A 16651-nucleotide genomic window follows, 5' to 3' on the forward strand; every position below is an offset into this window, starting at 1 on the left:
CCCGCGGCACGCGGGGCGATGGCGGCCGACGTGACCCGAGGCCGATCCCGCCGGCGCTCGCGAAGAGCGCCGGCGGCGGAGGCCGTCGCCGTCACCTGGTGTACAGGGCGTCGATGTCGGAGGCGAAGTCCCGCATCACCAGGTTGCGCTTGACCTTGAGGGTCGGCGTCAGGTGGCCGCTCTCCTCCGTGAGGTCCGCGTCGAGGATGACGAACTTCTTGATCTGCTCGGCCTTGGACACGCTCCCGTTGGCCGCGTCGACCGCCGACTGGACCTCCGCCAGCATCGCGGTGTCCTGCTTGGCCTGCTTGGCGGACAGCCCGCGCTGAGCCAGCGCCTCGGGGTCGAGCGTGATGAGGGCCGCCGCGAACGGGCGGCCGTCGCCGACGATCATGGCCTGGGAGATCAGCGGGTGCGCCCTGATCGCGTCCTCCAGCGGCGCGGGCGCGATGTTCTTGCCCGCGGCCGTGACCAGCAGCTCCTTCTTGCGCCCGGTGATCAGCACGTACCCGTCGCCGTCCAGCTCGCCGACGTCGCCCGTGTGGTACCAGCCGTCGGAGTCGATCGCGGCCGCGGTGGCCTCGTCGTTGTTCCAGTAGCCGTGGAAGACGTGGCGGCCCTTGGTGAGGATCTCGCCGTCCTCGTCGATCCTGACGCTCGCGCCGGGGATCGGCTTGCCGACGGTGCCGATCTTGTTGGCGCCCGGCATGTTGACGGAGATGGGCGCGGTGGTCTCCGTCAGGCCGTACCCCTCGAACACCTCGATGCCCACGCCGGTGAAGAAGTGGCCGAGCCGCTCGCCGAGCGCGCCGCCGCCGGAGACGGCCGCGGTCAGGCGGCCGCCGGTGGCCTGACGGAGCTTGCCGTACACGAGCTTGTCGAAGAGCTTGTGTCGCAGGCGGAGGCCGAGCGGCGCGCCGCCGGCGGCCTCAGCCTTGCTGTAGGCGATGGCCACGTCGGCCGCGCGGGCGAAGATCTTGCCTTTGCCGCCGGAGATGGCCTTCTGCTCCGCGCCGTTGTAGACCTTCTCGAAGACCCTGGGCACGCCCAGCAGGAACGTCGGCCGGAAGGCGGCCAGGTCGGGCGCGACGTTCTTCATGTTCGGGGTGTGGGCGAGGACGGTGCCCGTCTCGACGAGCACGATCTGGATCACCCTGGCGAACACGTGGGCCAGCGGCAGGAACAGCAGCGCCGCCCTGCCGGGCTCGTCGAACAGCTGCTCCAGCGGCCCGCGGGCCACGTTGATCGAGGTGAACAGCAGATTGTCGTGGGTGAGCCTGCAGCCCTTCGGCCTGCCCGTGGTGCCCGAGGTGTAGATGATCGTCGCGAGGTCGCCGCCCGCCCTGCAGGTACGGCGGGCCTCGAGCGTCTCGTCGGTGACGTCAGGACCGGTGAGCTCGGCGATCTGCTCCACCCGCCAGACGTTCTCCAGCTCGGGCCGCGCCGTCTTGACGGTCTCCTCGTGGGCGTCGAGCTCGACGAAGGCGGCCTTGGCGCCGCTGTCGGACAGGATCCACGCGACCTGGTCGGTGGAGGAGGTCTCGTAGACCGGCACGCTGACCGCGCCGGCCGCCCAGATGGCGTAGTCGATGACGGTCCACTCGTAGCGCGTGCGCGACATCAGCGCGATGCGGTCGCCCGGCTCGATGCCCGCGGCGATGAGGCCCTTGGCGAGCGTGGCGACCTCGTCACGGAACTCGCGAGCGGTGACCGCCGGCCAGCTCTCGCCGGCCTTCCTGCGCATCACGACCGCCCCAGGCTCCTGCTCGCCCCTCCGGAAGACCGTGTCGGTGCAGTTGGCGGTTAGCTGGACATCCACCAGGACGGGGACGCTGTACTCGCGCACGGATCACTCCTCCGGGTGCACGCTACTGGGACGACCGAGGACGCTACCGCGTTAAGTTACGCGTGGGTAGCCTCGTCACACAGGCGTTATCTAGGGCGTTCATCACGCTAGCAGCCAACGGGCGCTGTGCCGCACGAGCCACGGGGCCCCGCCGTTAGGGTGTGCCGTATGCGGGTGCATGTCGTGAGCGATGTCCACGGAAGCGTCGACGCGCTGGCCCGCGCGGGCGACGGCGCCGACGCGCTGATCTGCCTGGGCGACCTCATCCTGTTCATCGACTACGACGACCACGCGCAGGGCATCTTCCCCGAGCTGTTCGGCGCGCGGAACGCGGCCGAGTTCATCGCCTTGCGCACCGCCAAGCGGTTCGACGAGGCCAGGGAGATGTCGGCGAAGCTGTGGGCGGGACTCGGCGGCGACCCGCGCGAGCACATCGAGCGGATCGTCAGGGACCAGTACGCGCGGCTGTTCGAGGCGATGCCGACGCCTGCCTACCTCACCTACGGCAACGTCGACCTGCCCAGGCTGTGGGGCGACTACCTCAAGCCAGGGCTCCAGGTGCTCGACGGTCAGACCGTGGAGATCGGCGGGCTCACGTTCGGGTTCGTCGGCGGCGGGCTTCGCACCCCCTACCGCACGCCGTACGAGATCTCCGACGAGGAGTTCGCCGCCAAGGTGGAGGCGGTAGGCGAGGTGGACGTCCTGTGCTGTCACATCCCGCCCGCGGTGCCCGAACTGCTCTACGACGTGGTGGCCAGGCGTTACGAGCGGGGCAGCGAGGCGACGCTGGAGGCGATCAGGCGGACCCAGCCCCGCTACGCGCTGTTCGGCCACGTGCACCAGCCGCTCTACGCGCGTACCAGGATCGGCAGGACAGAGTGCGTGAACGTCGGTCATTTCCGTGGAAAGGGCGTCCCGTACGTCCTCGAATGGTGACCCGACCGGTACCTTTGTCGCATGGCTGATCGCACCACGTCGAGCATCACCATCGACGCCGACCGCTCCCGCGTGATGACCGTCGTCGCCGACTTCCCCGCCTATCCCGAATGGGCAGGTCAGGTGAAGTCGGCCGAGGTTCTGAGCACGAACGGCGCCGGCCGTCCGCAGACCGTGCGCTTCGTGCTCGACGCGGGGGTGATCAGCGACACCTACACCCTCGGCTACGAATGGATCGACGACGAGAGCGTCAGTTGGCAGGTCGTCGAGTCCGGCACCATGGTGCGCGAGCTCAAGGGGAGCTACACCTTCGCCGACCGGGGCAGCGCCACCGAGGTGACCTACGAGCTCGCGGTCGACCTGAAGGTCCCGATGATCGGCATGATCAAGCGCAAGGCCGAGAAGGTCATCGTCGACACGGCGCTCAAGGGCCTGAAGAAGCGTGTCGAAGGCCGATGAGAGTCCTGCTCTTCACCGGTAAGGGCGGCGTCGGGAAGACCACGGTGGCCGCGGCGACGGCGACCCTGGCCGCGCGGCGCGGGCTGAAGACACTGGTCGTCTCCACCGACACCGCGCACTCCCTGGCCGACGCGCTCGACGTCAGCGTGGGCGACCAGCCGGTGGAGATCGAGCCGGGCCTGCACCTCCACCAGGTCGACACCCAGAAGTCGCTCGAACGCCACTGGGGAGAGCTGCAGGACTACGCGAGAGGGCTGTTCTCCGAGCTGGGCCTCGACGCGATCACCTCGGAGGAGATCACCGTCCTGCCGGGCGCCGAGGAGGTCATCGCGCTGCTGGAGCTGCGCGAGCAGGCGCACTCGGGCCGCTGGGACGTCATCGTCGTCGACTGCGCGCCGACCGCTGAGACGCTTCGCCTGCTGGCCCTGCCCGAGGCGCTCGACTGGCACGTCTCACGCCTGCTGCCCGTCGGGCGCAGGCTGATGAAGGTCGTCGCCCCGTTCGTGCGCAGCCTCGCCCACGTCAGCACGCCGGGCGAGGAGGTCGTGAGCGCCGGCGAGCGCTTCCACCGCGGTCTCATGGAGGTGCGCGAGCTGCTCACGGGCGAGTCCGCCTCCGTCCGTCTCGTGCTGACGCCGGAGTCGGTGGTGCTGGCCGAGGCCAGGCGCACGCTCACCTCTCTCAACCTGTACGGCTACCGCGTCGACGCCGTGATCGCCAACCGCGTCTTCCCCGCCGACGGCGCCGACGAGTGGCGCTCCCAGTGGGTGAAGGCGCAGTCGAAGCTGCTGGCCGAGGCCGAGGAGTCGTTCGCTCCGCTGCCCGTCCACGTCGTGCCCTACCTGCCTGGCGAGCCCGTCGGCGCCGCCGCGCTGGCCGAGGTGGGCGAAGGCATCTACGCCGGCGGCGATCCCTTCGCCGATCCCGACGTCGATCCGCCGCTGGCCTTCGACGGGCACGAGCTGTCGCTGGCCCTGCCGGGAGCCGACAAGAACGAGGTCGACCTGGCCCGCAAGGGCGACGAGCTGATCGTCACGGCCGGGCCGTACCGCAGGATCCTGGCCCTGCCCACCGCGCTGGCCCGCAGGAACATCAGCGGCGCCGTGCTCCGTGACGGCCGCCTCCGGGTACGGTTCGTGACAGGAGGGCGAGATGACTGAGAGCAATGACAGAGATCCCATCGGCACGGTCGCCGAGGAGGCGCGCAAGCTGTTCGACGCGCTGCAGGGGCGCGCGACCCGCCAGGTGGGCAAGACGGTGATCAATTCGTTCACCGGCGGCGGTGGCGGGCGCGAGCGGGACGTGTGGGGCGAGGCCGTGGCCGAGCACCCCGAAGGCGAGTACATCTGCCGCGCGTGCCCGGTCTGCAGGGCCATCGCCGCGCAGAAGGAGTCGGGGTCAGACGTGACCGGGCACCTGATGGCCGCGGGCGGCGAGCTGTTCGCCGCGTTCCGCCAGGCGGTCGACGCGCTGAGCCGTCCGAGTTCCCCCCGAAGGCCCCGCGAGGAGCGGCACGAGGACGTGGAGCACATCGACCTGGGCTGAGGAGCCCCGGAAGAAAGGTTGGGACGGACATGCTGACGATCGGCGTGGACATCGGCGGCACGAAGGTCGCCGCGGGCGTGGTGGACGAGAACGGCGCCATCATCGAGAACGCCTTGCGGCCGACCCCCGCCGACCGGCCCGACCAGGTGGCCGCGACGGTGGCCGACGTCGTCAAAGAGCTGGCGAAGGGCAAGGAGATCGAGGCGGTCGGCGTCGGCGCGGCCGGATTCGTCGACGAGACCCGCTCCGTCGTCCGCTTCGCGCCCAACCTGGCCTGGCGCGAGGAGCCGCTCCAGAAGAAGATCACCGAGCTGATCGGCCTGCCCGTGATCGTGGAGAACGACGCCAACGCCATGGCGTGGGCCGAGGCCCGCTTCGGCGCGGGCAGGGGCGAGAGCCACCTCGTCTGCATCACCGTCGGCACCGGCATCGGCGGCGGCATCGTCATCGACGGTCAGCTCTACCGCGGCCGTTGGGGCATGGGCGCCGAGCTCGGCCACATGCAGGTCGTCCCCGAGGGCAGGCTCTGCGGGTGCGGGAACCTCGGCTGCTGGGAGCAGTACGCCAGCGGCAACGCCCTCGTCCGCGAGACCCGCGAGATCGTCGCCGACCAGCCGGAGCGGGCCGCCGTCCTGCTCGGCCTGTCAGGGGGCACGGTCGAGGGCGAGGAGATCACCGAGGCCGCGAGGCAGGGAGACGAGGCCTCGCTGGCGGCCTTCACCGCGATGGCCGACTGGCTGGCCCAGGGCATGGCCGACCTGGCCGCGGTCCTCGACCCTGGGCTCTTCATCGTCGGCGGCGGCGTGTCCAGGGCGGCCGACCTGTTCCTCGACAGGACCCGCGAGACGTTCGGGCGCGTGCTGACCGGCAGGGGCCACCGGCCCGTCGCCGGGATCAAGCTCGCCGAACTCGGCGCTTCCGCCGGGCTCGTAGGCGCTGCGGATCTGGCGCGCAGGCGTTAAATTCACGGAGTGACCATCACGGTCGGCACCTACAACGTGCGCGGCATGAAGGATGACGTCGCCGCGCTTGCCAGGGTCATCAGGGCCATGAGCCCTGACGTGCTGTGCGTGCAGGAGGCGCCGCGGCTGCTGTGCTGGCGGCGCCGCCGCATGGAGCTGGCCGAGTCCGCGGGCATGCGCGTGGCCGCGGGCGGCAGGCTCGGCGGTGTCGCCATCCTGCTCGCCCCCGGGGTACGGCTGCTGCACAGCGAGAGCCACGTCTTAAAGATCTTCTTAGGTTTGGAGATCAGGGCGGTGGCCATCGCGGTCGTCGAGGTCGAAGGCGCGCGCTTCGCCGTCGCCTCGATCCACCTCGACCTCGACGAGGCGGCCAGGCTTCACCATGCCACCGAGGCCGTCGCCATGATCGAGCAGGTCGCGGCGAGGTTCGACGCGGCGATCGTGCTGGCGGGCGACATCAACGAGCAGGACGACAAGACCACCTGGCGGTACATCGCGGCCAGACTGAGCGACTGCTACCCGAGGGCGCCACGAGGTAATGGTTTGACCTTCAGGGCCGCCCGCCCCGACAGGCGCATCGACGCGATCTTCGCCACCCAGGGGCTCCAGGTGGCCTGGTGCGGCGGTGTCGACGCCGATCCCGCCGACCTGGTCGCCGCCACCGATCACCTTCCGGTGGTCGCCAGGCTTGTACGGGCCTAGTCCGCGTCGCGTCATCGGTGGCCGTACCATTTGGTCATGACCCGTCGCCTTCGGCGGCGTGCGCTGTTCCTGTGCGTGGCCACCATAGTCTCCGGCCTGCCCGTCGTGAGCGCCGCGCACGCCGAGCCCGTCCGCACGCCGATCGAGGCGTGGCAGCGTTCGACGAGCGTGCGTCTCAGTGCCGACAGTTCACTGACCGACGTGGACGCCGTCTCCGCGAACGAGGTGTGGGCGGTCGGCCAGCAGCAGATCTGGGACGTGTGGGAGAACCGCGGCGCCGTCGGCCGGTGGAACGGCACAGGGTGGAGCGAGGTGCCCATCCGCGACGCGACGGGCGCGGGGCCGCTGCGCAGCGTGTCGGCGGTCTCGGCAGGCCAGGTGTGGACGGTCGGCGACGGCCACGACGGCCTGCCGTACCTCGGCAGGGGCGACGCGAGCGGTTTCGACAGGGTCAGGGTGCCCGGCATGCGGGCGGGCGACTGGTTCGGCGGCATCGACGCGCGCGCGGGCAGGGTCGTCGCGGCGGGCAGCCGCGACGGCAAGGGCCTGCTGCTGACCGGGCAGGACGGCAAGTGGACCTTCCACCAGATCGAGGAGAAGGGCTCCCTCTACGCGGTCGCCGGCTCCTTCGCGGTCGGTGACACCGGCAAGGCGCCGCTGATCATGCGGTACGCCGAGGGCGAGTGGACCTCGATGGAGCTGCCCTCGATCCCCGGCGGCTACCTGCGCGACGTCTACATCGACAGCGCCAAGCGGGCGGTGGCGGTGGGCGGCGTCTACGGGGACCTCGGCGTGTCCGAGCCGCTCGCCCTCGTGTGGAACGGCAAGCGCTGGACGCGCGCCGAACTGCCGGAGTCACGCGCCAGGCTGTACGGCGTGACCGGCGACGGCAAGGGCCGCTTCTGGGTCTCCGGCTACGACCCCGACCACGACGGCGAGGCGTTCCTGCTGCGCAACGAGAAGAAGCAGTGGGAGGTCATCCGCGGCGGCCCCGAGAAGACCAGGGGCAGTGTGCGGTTGCAGGCCGTGACGTACCTGCCCGGCAAGGGCGGCGTGTGGGCCGTCGGCCACGTCGTGGACGCGGCCGAACGCTACAGCGACGTCGTGGAGTCGTTCGGCCGCTCGTCGGCTAAATGACCGCGCCGTCGTCCCAGCCGGAGTCGTTGGGCGGGCCGTCCCCCATGCGGACCACGAGCGCCACGAAGCCGCCGATGAAGGCGGCCACCGCGGTGAACAGTGCCCAGCCCTGCATGTCCCAGCCACTCATGGCCGCCACCAGCAGGTAGGCGGGGCCACCGAACAGCGCCACCCACGCCACCTTGGTGGCCAGGTCGACCTTGGGCAGGGGAGGGGGCGGCTCGGGCACGAAATGGCCCTCGTCCTCCTCCTCGTCGTCGACGAGGGGCGTCTCGTCGACGTCCTCGGGCTCGGAGGCCTTGATCACTCGGCGGGTCGGCTCGGGCTCCTGTTCGGCGGGGGACAGGTTCTCGCTGTCGGGCCAGGGCTGATCGGCGGAGTCGGGCTCGTTGTAGGACGCGACGATCTGACGCCAGACCTCGTCCTCGTCACTCTGCGGCGTCACGTCACATCCTTCACGAAGATCGCACTTTCCCCCCGGTAGCGATCAGTCTCTCTGCAAGGGTACCGAGGCGTGTGTCCTGATGAAGTCCAGGCTCCCGGCAAAGATCCTGTCGGCGTCGTTGTCCAGAGTCGCAACATGGTAGCTATCGGGGAGCTCCTCCACCGTCACTCCGGCGACCCGCTCACGCAGGATCGCCACGCTTGTGGGTTTGACCACGTGGTCCTCCGGGCTGTGGAAGACCAGTACCGGCGCGTCGAGCGTCCCGAGGTCGGCCTGGACGAGCGACCACAGCCATGGCAGCGACGCCGCCGCCTTGACGGGGGTGCGCGCGTAGGCCAGTTCGACCGCTCCCGGCTTCTTGATGTCGTTGGCCACGCCGGGAACCGACGCGATGAACCATTTCAGCACGGGCGCGAGGCGCAGCAGCGGCACGTCGTTGGCGATCGATGGGTTGACCACGATCACGCCCTTCACGCCGGCCCCGTGCACCTCCGCCAGCCTTAACGCCATGCAGCCCCCCAGCGAGAGCCCGGCCACGAACACCTCCGCGCACCTGCCGCGCAGGTCCTCGAAGGACTTCTCGAGCTCGGCGTACCAGTCCTCCCACCGGGTGTGGCTCATCTCCTGCCAGGTGGTGCCGTGTCCCGGGAGCCTGGGCAGGGCCACGCTGAGACCGTGCGCCGCGAGGTACTCCCCCCACGGGCGCAAGGACTGGGGCGTGCCGGTGAAGCCGTGACACAGCAACACCCCGACCTGTCCGGCCTCGTGGTGGTACGGCTCGGCACCTGGCATGACCGGCATAACCGCTCCTCGCCGGGAAATCATCCCTGCACGCTCAACACTGCCTGCACAATCAACGCTGTCATAAGTCAACGCTGTTATTGAGCCCCGATTTGCCCGATCGTCGCATGATATGGGGGAGTTGCGCGAGTAGTGGTGTAGGAGCTTCGCCTCCGAGATGCGAAGATGATTACCGACTGTTCCGAGGAAGAGGTGGCCAGGTGTTCTATTGGATGGTGAAGGCCATCTTGTCGCCGTTCCTGCATCTGGTCTTCAGGCCGTGGGCCGAGGGCCTCGACAACGTGCCGCGCCAGGGTCCTGTCATCCTCGCCGGCAACCATCTGTCCTTCGCCGACCACTTCTTCGGCGCGCTCCACCTGCCCCGCAAGGTGATCTCGCTCGGCAAATCCGACTACTTCACCGGAAGCGGCGTCAAGGGCTTCTTCACCCGGCTGTTCTTCAGCGGCGTCGGCACCGTTCCGATCGACCGCTCCGGCGGCAAGGCCAGCGAGGCGGCGCTGCGCACCGGCAAGCGCATCCTGGCCGAGGGCCACGTGCTCGGCATCTACCCCGAGGGCACCCGCTCGCCCGACGGCCGCCTCTACAAGGGCAAGACGGGCGTGGCGAGGCTGGCGCTGGAGTCGCGGGCCCCGGTCATCCCGTGGGCGATGGTCAACACCTACGAGATGATGCCGCCAGGACGGCCGCTGCCCAAGCTCGGCATCAGGCCAGGCGTACGCTTCGGCAAGCCGCTCGACTTCTCCCGGTACTACGGGATGGAGGACGACCGCCTGGTGCTCAGGGCCGTCACCGACGAGATCATGTACGCGCTGATGGAGCTGTCCGGCCAGGAGTACGTCGACAAGTACGCCGCCAGCGCGCGCGTCGAGATGGAGCGGGCGGCCAGGGCGGCCCAGAACTGATCACGGCTGATCGGCTCCGGCCGGTCGCCACGGGCTGCTCACCACGCCGGTTGCTCGGCGAACACCTGCCTGACCGTGGCGCGCAGCCATGCGTGCGCTGCGTCCGCGTCGTGCCGCGGGTGCCAGGCCTGTGAGATCTCCATCGTGGGCAGCTCCAGCGGGATCTCGAACGTCACCAGGCCGAGGGCCGCCACCGCCTCGGGAGCCTGCCAGGCGCCCACCATCCCCACCAGATCGGTCTCCCGCAGGACGATCAGCGACTGGGTGAAGGCGGGCACCGTGCCCACCACCCTGCGCCGCAGCCCCAGCTCGCCCAGCGCCCTGTCGATCGGCCCGGCCAGCCGTCCTCTCCGGGTGACCAGGAGATGGTCGGCGTCGGCGTAGCGCTCGGGCGTGATCGGCCCTTCGAGCAGGGGGTGCCCCGCTCGCACCAGGCCGACGGGCCGGTCGACGGCCAGGAGCTCGACCCTGGTCTCCGGCGCGGCATCCTGGATGACCGTCACCTCCAGGTCCGCCAGCCCGTCGCGCAGCGCCCTGACGTCGGTCTGGCCCTCGGGAACGAAGCGCAGGGTCACGCCGGGGGCCTGCCGTACCGTGCGGGTGAGGAGCGGGGCGGCGATCGCCGCGATGACCGCGTCGGAGGCCAGGATCGCGAAGTCACGCCTCAGCGTGGCGAGGTCGGGTTCGGCGGGCGAGGCGAACACCCTGCGCGCCGCCTCCACCAGCGACCGCACCTCCGCCTGTACGGCCAGCGCGCGCGGCGTCGGGACCATCGCCCGCCCCGACCTGACCAGGATCGGGTCGCCCATCGCCCTGCGGATGCGGCCGAGCGTGCGGCTCATCGCGGGCTCGGACAGGCGCAGGCGCAACGCCGCCCCCGAGACGCTGCCCTCCTCCAGGAGCGCGTCGAGAGCGATCAGCAGGTCGAGTGATGGTTGCGTCTGACGCATACATACCTTGCCAAAGATGCATTTGAAGTCAGGTCACTCTCGATCCTACGGTGAGGCTGCTTCCCGTTCCCACCTGTTCCGAAGGGTTCCCGCATGCCCGAAAGATCAAGGATCCTGGCCGTCATGGCGGCCTCGGTCGTCCTGGCGGTCTCCCTGGTGGCCGCCGTCAACCTGGCCATCCCCACCCTCGCCGCCAGCGCGCTCCGACCGAGCCCCTCGCAGCTGGTATGGATCGTCGACGCCTACGTCATCGTCTTCGCCTGCCTGCTCATCCCCGCGGGCGCGGCGGGCGACCGCTTCGGGCGCAAGGGTGTGCTCATCACCGGCCTCGCCGTGTTCGCGCTCGGCAGCCTGGCCGCCGCGCTCGCCCCGGCCACCGGGGTGCTCATCGCCGCCCGGGCGCTCAGCGGCGCGGGCGCGGCGCTCGTCATGCCCGCCTCGCTCTCGCTCACCGTCGGCGTCCACCCGCCGGAGGAACGCGGCAAGGCCATCGCCACCTGGACCGCCGCCACCGGCGTCGCGGGCGTCCTCGGCAACGTGGGCGGCGGGCTCGTCATGCAGTACCTGCCGTGGCAGGCGCTGTTCCTGATCCCCGTGCCGATCGCAGGGCTGCTCGCGCTCCTCACCGCCAGGCTCGCGCCCCGGCTGCCCCGCCACCACGCCGACCTCGACCTGCCGGGTGCCGCCCTGCTGATCGCAGGCTCCGTCGCGCTGCTGTTCGGCGTCATCGAGGGGCCCTCACACGGCTGGACCAGCGCCCCCGTGCTCGGCGCCTTCGCCTTCGCCGCCGTCCTGCTCGCGGGCTTCGTCGCCCACCAGTTCCGTACGGCGGGGCCGCTGCTCGACCCGCGCCTGTTCGCCAGGACGGGACTGCGTGCGGGAACGCTCGGCGTCGCCGTGCTCTTCTTCGGGCTGTTCGCGCTGTTCTTCGTCAACGCCCGCTACCTGCAGGAGGTCATGGGCTTCTCGCCGCTGCTCACCGGGCTCGCGATCCTGCCGCTCACGGTGCCGATGATCGTGCTGTCGCGGCTGTCGGCGCGCTTCGACCAGCGCAGGGCGGTCCTGGCGGGCCTCGCGCTGGTGCTCGCCGGGCTGGTGGCGCTGTCGTTCGCGAGCGCGGGCACGCCGTACGTGCTCTACGCCGTCGGGCCCACACTCATGGGCGCAGGCATGGGGCTCAGCCTCCCGCACCTTTCGCACACCGCCGTGGCCGCGCTGCCGCCCGAGCGGGCCGGGCTCGGCTCCGGCCTCACCAGCGCCGCCCGCGAGCTGGGCAGCGCCGTCGGCGTCGCCGTCATGGGGACCGCCCTGGCCACCAGAGGCATGAGCGCCGGCTACCTCGTCGTCGCGGTCGTCGTGCTCGCCGGTGGGCTGCTCACCCTGCGCTGGCTTCGCGCACCCGCTTCACGTGCTCAGGCGTCGTACGGCAGCAGCCGCCGATGAACGACGCGCCCAGATCCCGCCACTGCCTGGCGGCCTCGCCGTACTCGACGGGGTCGGCGAACCCGCGCCAGCGCTGGGCCTCGGCGTCCCAGGTCTCACCCGAGTTCGGGTAGACGACGACCGTGAACCCGGCCAGCTCGCGGATCAGCCCCGAGATGTGCGACGGCGAGGTGCAGTTGACGCCCACCGCGAGGACCTGCGGGTTGTCCGCGAACAGGGCCGCGGCCCGCCTGATCGGGGTGCCGTCGTTGAGATGCCTGTCGTCCCGGCAGGAGAAGGCGATCCACGCCTTCACCTCCGGAGTCTCCTCCAGGAGGCGGCTGATCGCCTTGGCCTCGGCGAACGACGGGATGGTCTCGCAGGCCAGCAGGTCCGCCTCCGATCCCGCGAGGATCTCCCACCGGGGACGGTGCCAGTCGGCCAGCCCGTCCTCGTCGAGGTCGTAGTCGCCGGTGTACTCCGCGCCGTTGGCCAGGTATGCGCCGTAGGGGCCGACGCTGGCGGCGACCAGCCCGCCGCCTGCCTCGTCCCTGGCCTGAACGGCGAGCGTGACGGAGAGGGCGATGAGGTCGGCGGCCTCCTGCTCGGACATGCCGCGCTTGACGAAGCCAGGGATCGAAGCCTGGTAGCTGGCGGTGGTCGCCACCTGCGCGCCCGCCGCGAAGTAGTCGGCGTGGACCCGGCGGATGAGGGCGGGATCTTCCAGCAGCAGGCGGGCCGACCAGAGCTCGTCGCGCAGGTCGGCGCCCAGCGCTTCGAGGTGAGTGGCGAGACCGCCATCCAGGACAAGTGTGCTCACACCATCACTTTATGCTCTCTTCTCCAGCCGTTTTCCCGCCCTCGACCCGAGGTGCCCTCGTTCAAGGCCCGCGTTCGGATCCCTCGGGTGGGTGCATCCTCGTGGGGCAGGGGCCTCCGGGCCCCGGCGCCCTCGGCCCGATGTCCGTTCGGGCTTCTTCCGGAGGATGCACCCTTGTCGCCGGGTGGAGGTCAGCCTCGCTTCCAGAACGGGCGAGGGCGGGTGGTGCCGCCGGCGGAGTCGCCCAGGAGCCTGGTCAGGACCTCTACGGCGCGAGCCCACAGGGCGTCCGCGTCGGTGCCGGGGTCCTCGGCCGTCTCCAGCTCGGTGGCCAGCGCCGACAGTTCGGCGTGACCGCCGAGGTAGGCGGCCAGCGCGGCCAGGCGGCTGCCCAGGTCGGCCAGGTAGAGCCGGCGGTCGACGAGGACCGTCTTCAGCCGTTCGAGTTCGGCCACCAGCTGTGGCCTCACCAGGTCGAGCTCGTGCCTGACCGGCGGCGGCTGCGGGGCGCTCCTTCCGCGGCCGAGCCCGGCCGCCCTGCCGAAGGACGGGCGGCGGCCCGCAGGCCCGGTGATACCGGCCCCACCGGGGCCGCCGCGGGACTGCTCCTGCTCCATCCAGTCGACGCTCGCCTGGCCGTCCTGCGTCCCGCCTCCGCCGAAGCCCGCGGTCCCGCCGAGCGGGGCGGGGGCGCCAGGCTCGGGGAGGCTGCGCGGCACGCCAGGGCCGGCCGGACGGCGCGGGGCCGGCGGCGGTGGCGCCGAGGGAGCGGCGGCGGCCATGGCGGTGAACATCATGCCGGACGCCGAGGGCGGCATGGCGGGCATCTCCCACCCGCTGGGCGGCTCGACGGGCTGGATCACGCGATGCTCGGGCGTGCCGTCGGCGACCTGGTGGGTGTCGATCGCGACATAGGCGGTGAAACGGCACAGCACACTGTACGCGAGCGACGTCTCCACGATCCCGGACTCGAGGTCGTGCTCGCCCATGGCGTAGCGGTCCTCGAGGTCGCGCAGGTGCGCGCGGGCCCAGATCGCGCGGATGGCGGGGTTGTCCACCACAGTGCCTGGGACGGTCTGCTCCCACGGCGTGCCGCCCGCGAGACCGTGGACGGTGACGGAGGAGCCTTCGCGGTGGCGCCCCGACACCGTCAGCGGCACGCCAGGGAAGATCGAGCCCAGGTGGGTGACGGTGCCGGTCTCGACGTCGAGGCCCTTCAGCGACAGGTCGGTGACCAGCGGGGCCCCGATCCTGCGGTGGATCTGCTCCATGGCCGCGTCGAGGCGGTCCTCCGACTCGACCAGTTCGCAGCGGCCCGCGCCGAGGCCGGCCAGCCTGCCGAGGAAGCCCGCGTTGACGGCCCTGTCGATGCCGACGACGTGCACCCGCATGGCCGAGAGCGCTCCTCCGGCCTGCTCGAGGATCTGATCCTCGTTGCCGACCTGGCCGTCGGTGACCAGCACGACGATCCGGTCGCGGGCGCCCTGCTCCCCGGCCGGCCCCGTGGACTGCCCTGTGGCCTGTCCCGTGTCCGGGCTCGTGCCCGAGCCGGCGGTGGCCGGGCTCGTGGGGGAGGGCGAGGCGCCGGCCGTCGAACGAGAGGCCGTGGGCGGCGACGGGTGGGCGAGCAGGGCGACGGCCTGCAGCAGCGGGGCGAGCAGTTCGGTGCCGCCACGGGCATCGACCCTGGCCAGGTGCTCGACCGCGCGATAGCGGTTGCGGTCGGTCGCCTCGCGCAGCCCCTCGAACGCCTGCTCCACCACGGAGTCGAAGGCGAGCACAGCGAACCTGTCGTCGGACGTCAGCGTGTCGACGATGCGGGCCGCCGCGCGCCTGGCCGCCACCATCTTCCAGCCGGTCATACTGCCCGAGCGGTCGAGCAGCAGCACCACGTCGCGCGGCGCGCGCCGCTCCTGCAGCGCGGGCGGCAGCACGGTCAGGTTGAAGGTGCCCTCGCCGTCGAGCAGCAGCGCCGTCGACGCCTCGAAGCCCATGCGGAGGATGAAGTCGCGGTCGAGGCGTTCGCCGGGCTGCAACTCCACGGTGGTGCCCTCGCGCTGGACGACGTGCAGGCTGGAGGCGAGCTCACGCAGCTCGAGGCCCGCGGGGTCGACGTCGGCGCGCAGCGACAGCCGTACCGGATGGGGGAAGCCGGGCAGCAGCACCGGCGGGGTGATGCGGGAGGCGTCGGGGACGGCTCCGGTGTCGGGGGCCACGCCGCCACCCGCGGGGGCGCCGTCGAGAGGGTCGCCGGGGATGTAGCGCGGTGCCACGACCAGGGGAAAGCGGAAGGTGGCAGCGCCGTCCTCGTACGGGAGCGGCTGGCTCAGCGTGAGGCGAACGGTGACTCGCTCGCCCGGCAGGATGTTGCCGACGGTGATCGTGAAGACGTCGGGCCTGTCCTCCTCGGCGAGCGCGGCCCGCCTGCCCTCGCTCAGCGCCCTGTCGTAGTCGGCCCTGGCCTGGCCGCGCTCCTTGAGCACGCCTTCGATCACCCGGTCGTCGGCCTCCATCGTGAACGCGGTCACGGCCGCCCTGTCGGGAAGCGGGAAGACGTAGGTCGCCTCCAGCGTCACGTCGAACGGGTTGCGGAAAGCCTGCGTCACCTCCACGCCCGCGATCAGGCCCGAGATCCGCGCGGCGATGTCGACGCTCTCCAGGGGCAGGTTGCCGCGCTCGGTCCGCAGCGCGCCCATGCCTGCCTCGGGGACCGGCAGGCACTCGGTCGGGTCCAGCGAGATGATCTTCATGTCGCGCTCCCTTCGTGAAGGCGGCGCTCTTCGAGCACCGCGAGAAGCGGTCCGGCGGCGGCGAGGACTGCCTCGAGGTCGGCTTCTGACGGGGTACGGCCGGCGCCGTCGATGAGCAGCGTCACGCCTTCGGCCAGCCGTACGCCGTGGACGGGCCACGAGCGCGGAGCCGACTCCGGAGCCCGCGCCCAGAACCTCACCTTGGCCCCTTCGCCCGGCCACACGGTGTCAGGCGCGGAGGGCGGCGTCGTGGAGGCGGGGGCGGGCGGGATCGAGCCGGGGGCGGGCGGGGCGGGCTCGGCGGCGCGTGACGGCGGTGCGGCAGGGGAGAGGGAGGGGCCGGGGGAAGGGGCCGCCTGCCCGTCGAGGCGAGACGGCGGCCCGGCGTGCGGGGACACGGCGTGTGGGGACTCCGCGTGTGGGGACTCCGCGTGTGGGGACTCCGCGTGTGGGGACTCCGCGTGTGGGGACTCCGCGTGTGGGGACTCCGCGTGTGGGGACTCCGCGTGTAGGGACTCGGCCTGCGGGGATATGGCGGGCGGCGACGGGGCGGGCGGCGACGGGTCCGCGGTGGGCGGGGGGACGGGGAGGCGGGCGGCGTGGGCGAGCATCGCGTCGGTGGCGCCCGTCAGGGCGGCCTGGATCTCCGCGATGGACGCGCCGTCGGCCTGCATGCGCTTGATGGCCACCAGCTGCAGCAGATGGCGGCGGCCGTAGAGGGCCACCCTGCCGCGCCTGGTGAGCGGCGGGTCGAGGAGCCCGATCGTGGCGTACCACCTGATCAGCCGTTCGCTCGGCACTTCGCGCACCCGCCCGTTGACCTGCTGGCCCGACGTGCGCAACTCGCCGGCCGCGTGCCGCGCCAGCTCGCCGATCGTCCAGGTCTCGCTCATACTGCAACGATGACACTGTCATCATTGCAGTGTCAAGGCCGGGGAAGATTCGGCTGGTGATGTTGGTTGTTTCAGACAGAA

16 protein-coding genes are annotated in these 16651 nt (G+C 71.3%); 9 read left to right on the forward strand and 7 right to left on the reverse strand.

Going from position 1 to position 16651, the window contains the following annotated elements:
• Positions 1–91: 91 nt before the first annotated feature.
• Positions 92–1846, reverse strand: a complete 1755-nt coding sequence (locus AC3EO4_RS01355; RefSeq protein ID WP_431893084.1) for an AMP-dependent synthetase/ligase — start codon at positions 1844–1846, stop codon at positions 92–94.
• Between the two features lie 168 nt (positions 1847–2014).
• Between AC3EO4_RS01355 and AC3EO4_RS01360 the strand changes: the two genes are divergently transcribed.
• From AC3EO4_RS01360 to AC3EO4_RS01390, 7 genes are read left to right on the forward strand one after another with little or no spacing between them, the layout of a single operon-like run.
• Positions 2015–2782, forward strand: coding sequence for a metallophosphoesterase family protein (locus AC3EO4_RS01360; protein WP_379579550.1), 768 nt, complete (start codon positions 2015–2017; stop codon positions 2780–2782).
• A 21-nt stretch (positions 2783–2803) separates the two neighbouring features.
• Complete coding sequence (locus AC3EO4_RS01365; protein WP_379579548.1) at positions 2804–3241, forward strand: SRPBCC family protein; 438 nt, start codon at positions 2804–2806, stop codon at positions 3239–3241.
• A complete protein-coding gene (locus AC3EO4_RS01370) occupies positions 3238–4401 on the forward strand; it encodes an ArsA family ATPase (RefSeq protein ID WP_379579546.1) in 1164 nt (387 codons plus the stop codon). Before AC3EO4_RS01365 ends, AC3EO4_RS01370 begins: the two co-directional genes overlap by 4 nt.
• Positions 4394–4786 carry a hypothetical protein gene (locus AC3EO4_RS01375; RefSeq protein ID WP_379579544.1) on the forward strand — a complete coding sequence of 131 codons (393 nt, stop codon included), beginning with the start codon at positions 4394–4396 and terminating at the stop codon, positions 4784–4786. The genes AC3EO4_RS01370 and AC3EO4_RS01375 overlap by 8 nt, the downstream gene beginning before the upstream one ends.
• Positions 4787–4815: 29 nt before the next feature.
• Entirely contained in the window at positions 4816–5748 is a 933-nt protein-coding gene (locus AC3EO4_RS01380; protein ID WP_379579541.1) for an ROK family glucokinase, read from the forward strand.
• 9 nt (positions 5749–5757) lie between these two features.
• On the forward strand, positions 5758–6450 hold the full coding sequence (locus tag AC3EO4_RS01385; RefSeq protein WP_431893090.1) for an endonuclease/exonuclease/phosphatase family protein: 693 nt from the start codon (positions 5758–5760) through the stop codon (positions 6448–6450).
• Positions 6451–6486: 36 nt separating this feature from the next.
• Entirely contained in the window at positions 6487–7587 is a 1101-nt protein-coding gene (locus AC3EO4_RS01390; protein WP_379579537.1) for a hypothetical protein, read from the forward strand.
• On the opposite strand, the gene AC3EO4_RS01395 is transcribed toward AC3EO4_RS01390, so the two are convergent.
• Both AC3EO4_RS01395 and AC3EO4_RS01400 read right to left on the reverse strand, forming a co-directional pair.
• Positions 7580–8032: a hypothetical protein gene (locus tag AC3EO4_RS01395; RefSeq protein WP_431893093.1), complete on the reverse strand. Its 453-nt coding sequence runs from the start codon at positions 8030–8032 to the stop codon at positions 7580–7582. The two genes, AC3EO4_RS01390 and AC3EO4_RS01395, sit on opposite strands and share 8 nt — an antisense overlap.
• Before the next feature lie 42 nt (positions 8033–8074).
• The gene (locus AC3EO4_RS01400) at positions 8075–8833 is read right to left on the reverse strand and encodes an alpha/beta hydrolase (RefSeq protein WP_379579533.1); all 759 of its coding nucleotides are present in this window, start codon (positions 8831–8833) and stop codon (positions 8075–8077) included.
• Positions 8834–9033: 200 nt separating this feature from the next.
• On the opposite strand from AC3EO4_RS01400, the gene AC3EO4_RS01405 reads away from it, so the two are divergent.
• Positions 9034–9735: a lysophospholipid acyltransferase family protein gene (locus AC3EO4_RS01405; protein WP_379579531.1), complete on the forward strand. Its 702-nt coding sequence runs from the start codon at positions 9034–9036 to the stop codon at positions 9733–9735.
• Between the two features lie 38 nt (positions 9736–9773).
• On the opposite strand, the gene AC3EO4_RS01410 is transcribed toward AC3EO4_RS01405, so the two are convergent.
• Positions 9774–10685 (reverse strand): LysR family transcriptional regulator, encoded by a 912-nt coding sequence (locus tag AC3EO4_RS01410; RefSeq protein ID WP_431893097.1) that lies wholly within the window; start codon positions 10683–10685, stop codon positions 9774–9776.
• 93 nt (positions 10686–10778) lie between these two features.
• Here AC3EO4_RS01410 and AC3EO4_RS01415 point away from each other — a divergent pair, with 93 nt between their 5' ends.
• Positions 10779–12128: an MFS transporter gene (locus AC3EO4_RS01415; protein WP_431893100.1), complete on the forward strand. Its 1350-nt coding sequence runs from the start codon at positions 10779–10781 to the stop codon at positions 12126–12128.
• On the opposite strand, the gene mmuM is transcribed toward AC3EO4_RS01415, so the two are convergent.
• The 3 genes from mmuM to AC3EO4_RS01430 all read right to left on the reverse strand — a co-directional run bounded on the left by mmuM (position 12061) and on the right by AC3EO4_RS01430 (position 16570).
• Complete coding sequence (gene mmuM / locus AC3EO4_RS01420) at positions 12061–12927, reverse strand: homocysteine S-methyltransferase (RefSeq protein WP_431893103.1); 867 nt, start codon at positions 12925–12927, stop codon at positions 12061–12063. The genes AC3EO4_RS01415 and mmuM overlap by 68 nt on opposite strands.
• A 191-nt stretch (positions 12928–13118) precedes the next feature.
• Positions 13119–15677: a VIT domain-containing protein gene (locus AC3EO4_RS01425; protein ID WP_431893105.1), complete on the reverse strand. Its 2559-nt coding sequence runs from the start codon at positions 15675–15677 to the stop codon at positions 13119–13121.
• Positions 15674–16570: a helix-turn-helix domain-containing protein gene (locus AC3EO4_RS01430; RefSeq protein ID WP_431893107.1), complete on the reverse strand. Its 897-nt coding sequence runs from the start codon at positions 16568–16570 to the stop codon at positions 15674–15676. The genes AC3EO4_RS01425 and AC3EO4_RS01430 overlap by 4 nt, the downstream gene beginning before the upstream one ends.
• Positions 16571–16651: the final 81 nt, after the last annotated feature.

The organism is Nonomuraea sp. bgisy101 (genome assembly GCF_057708945.1).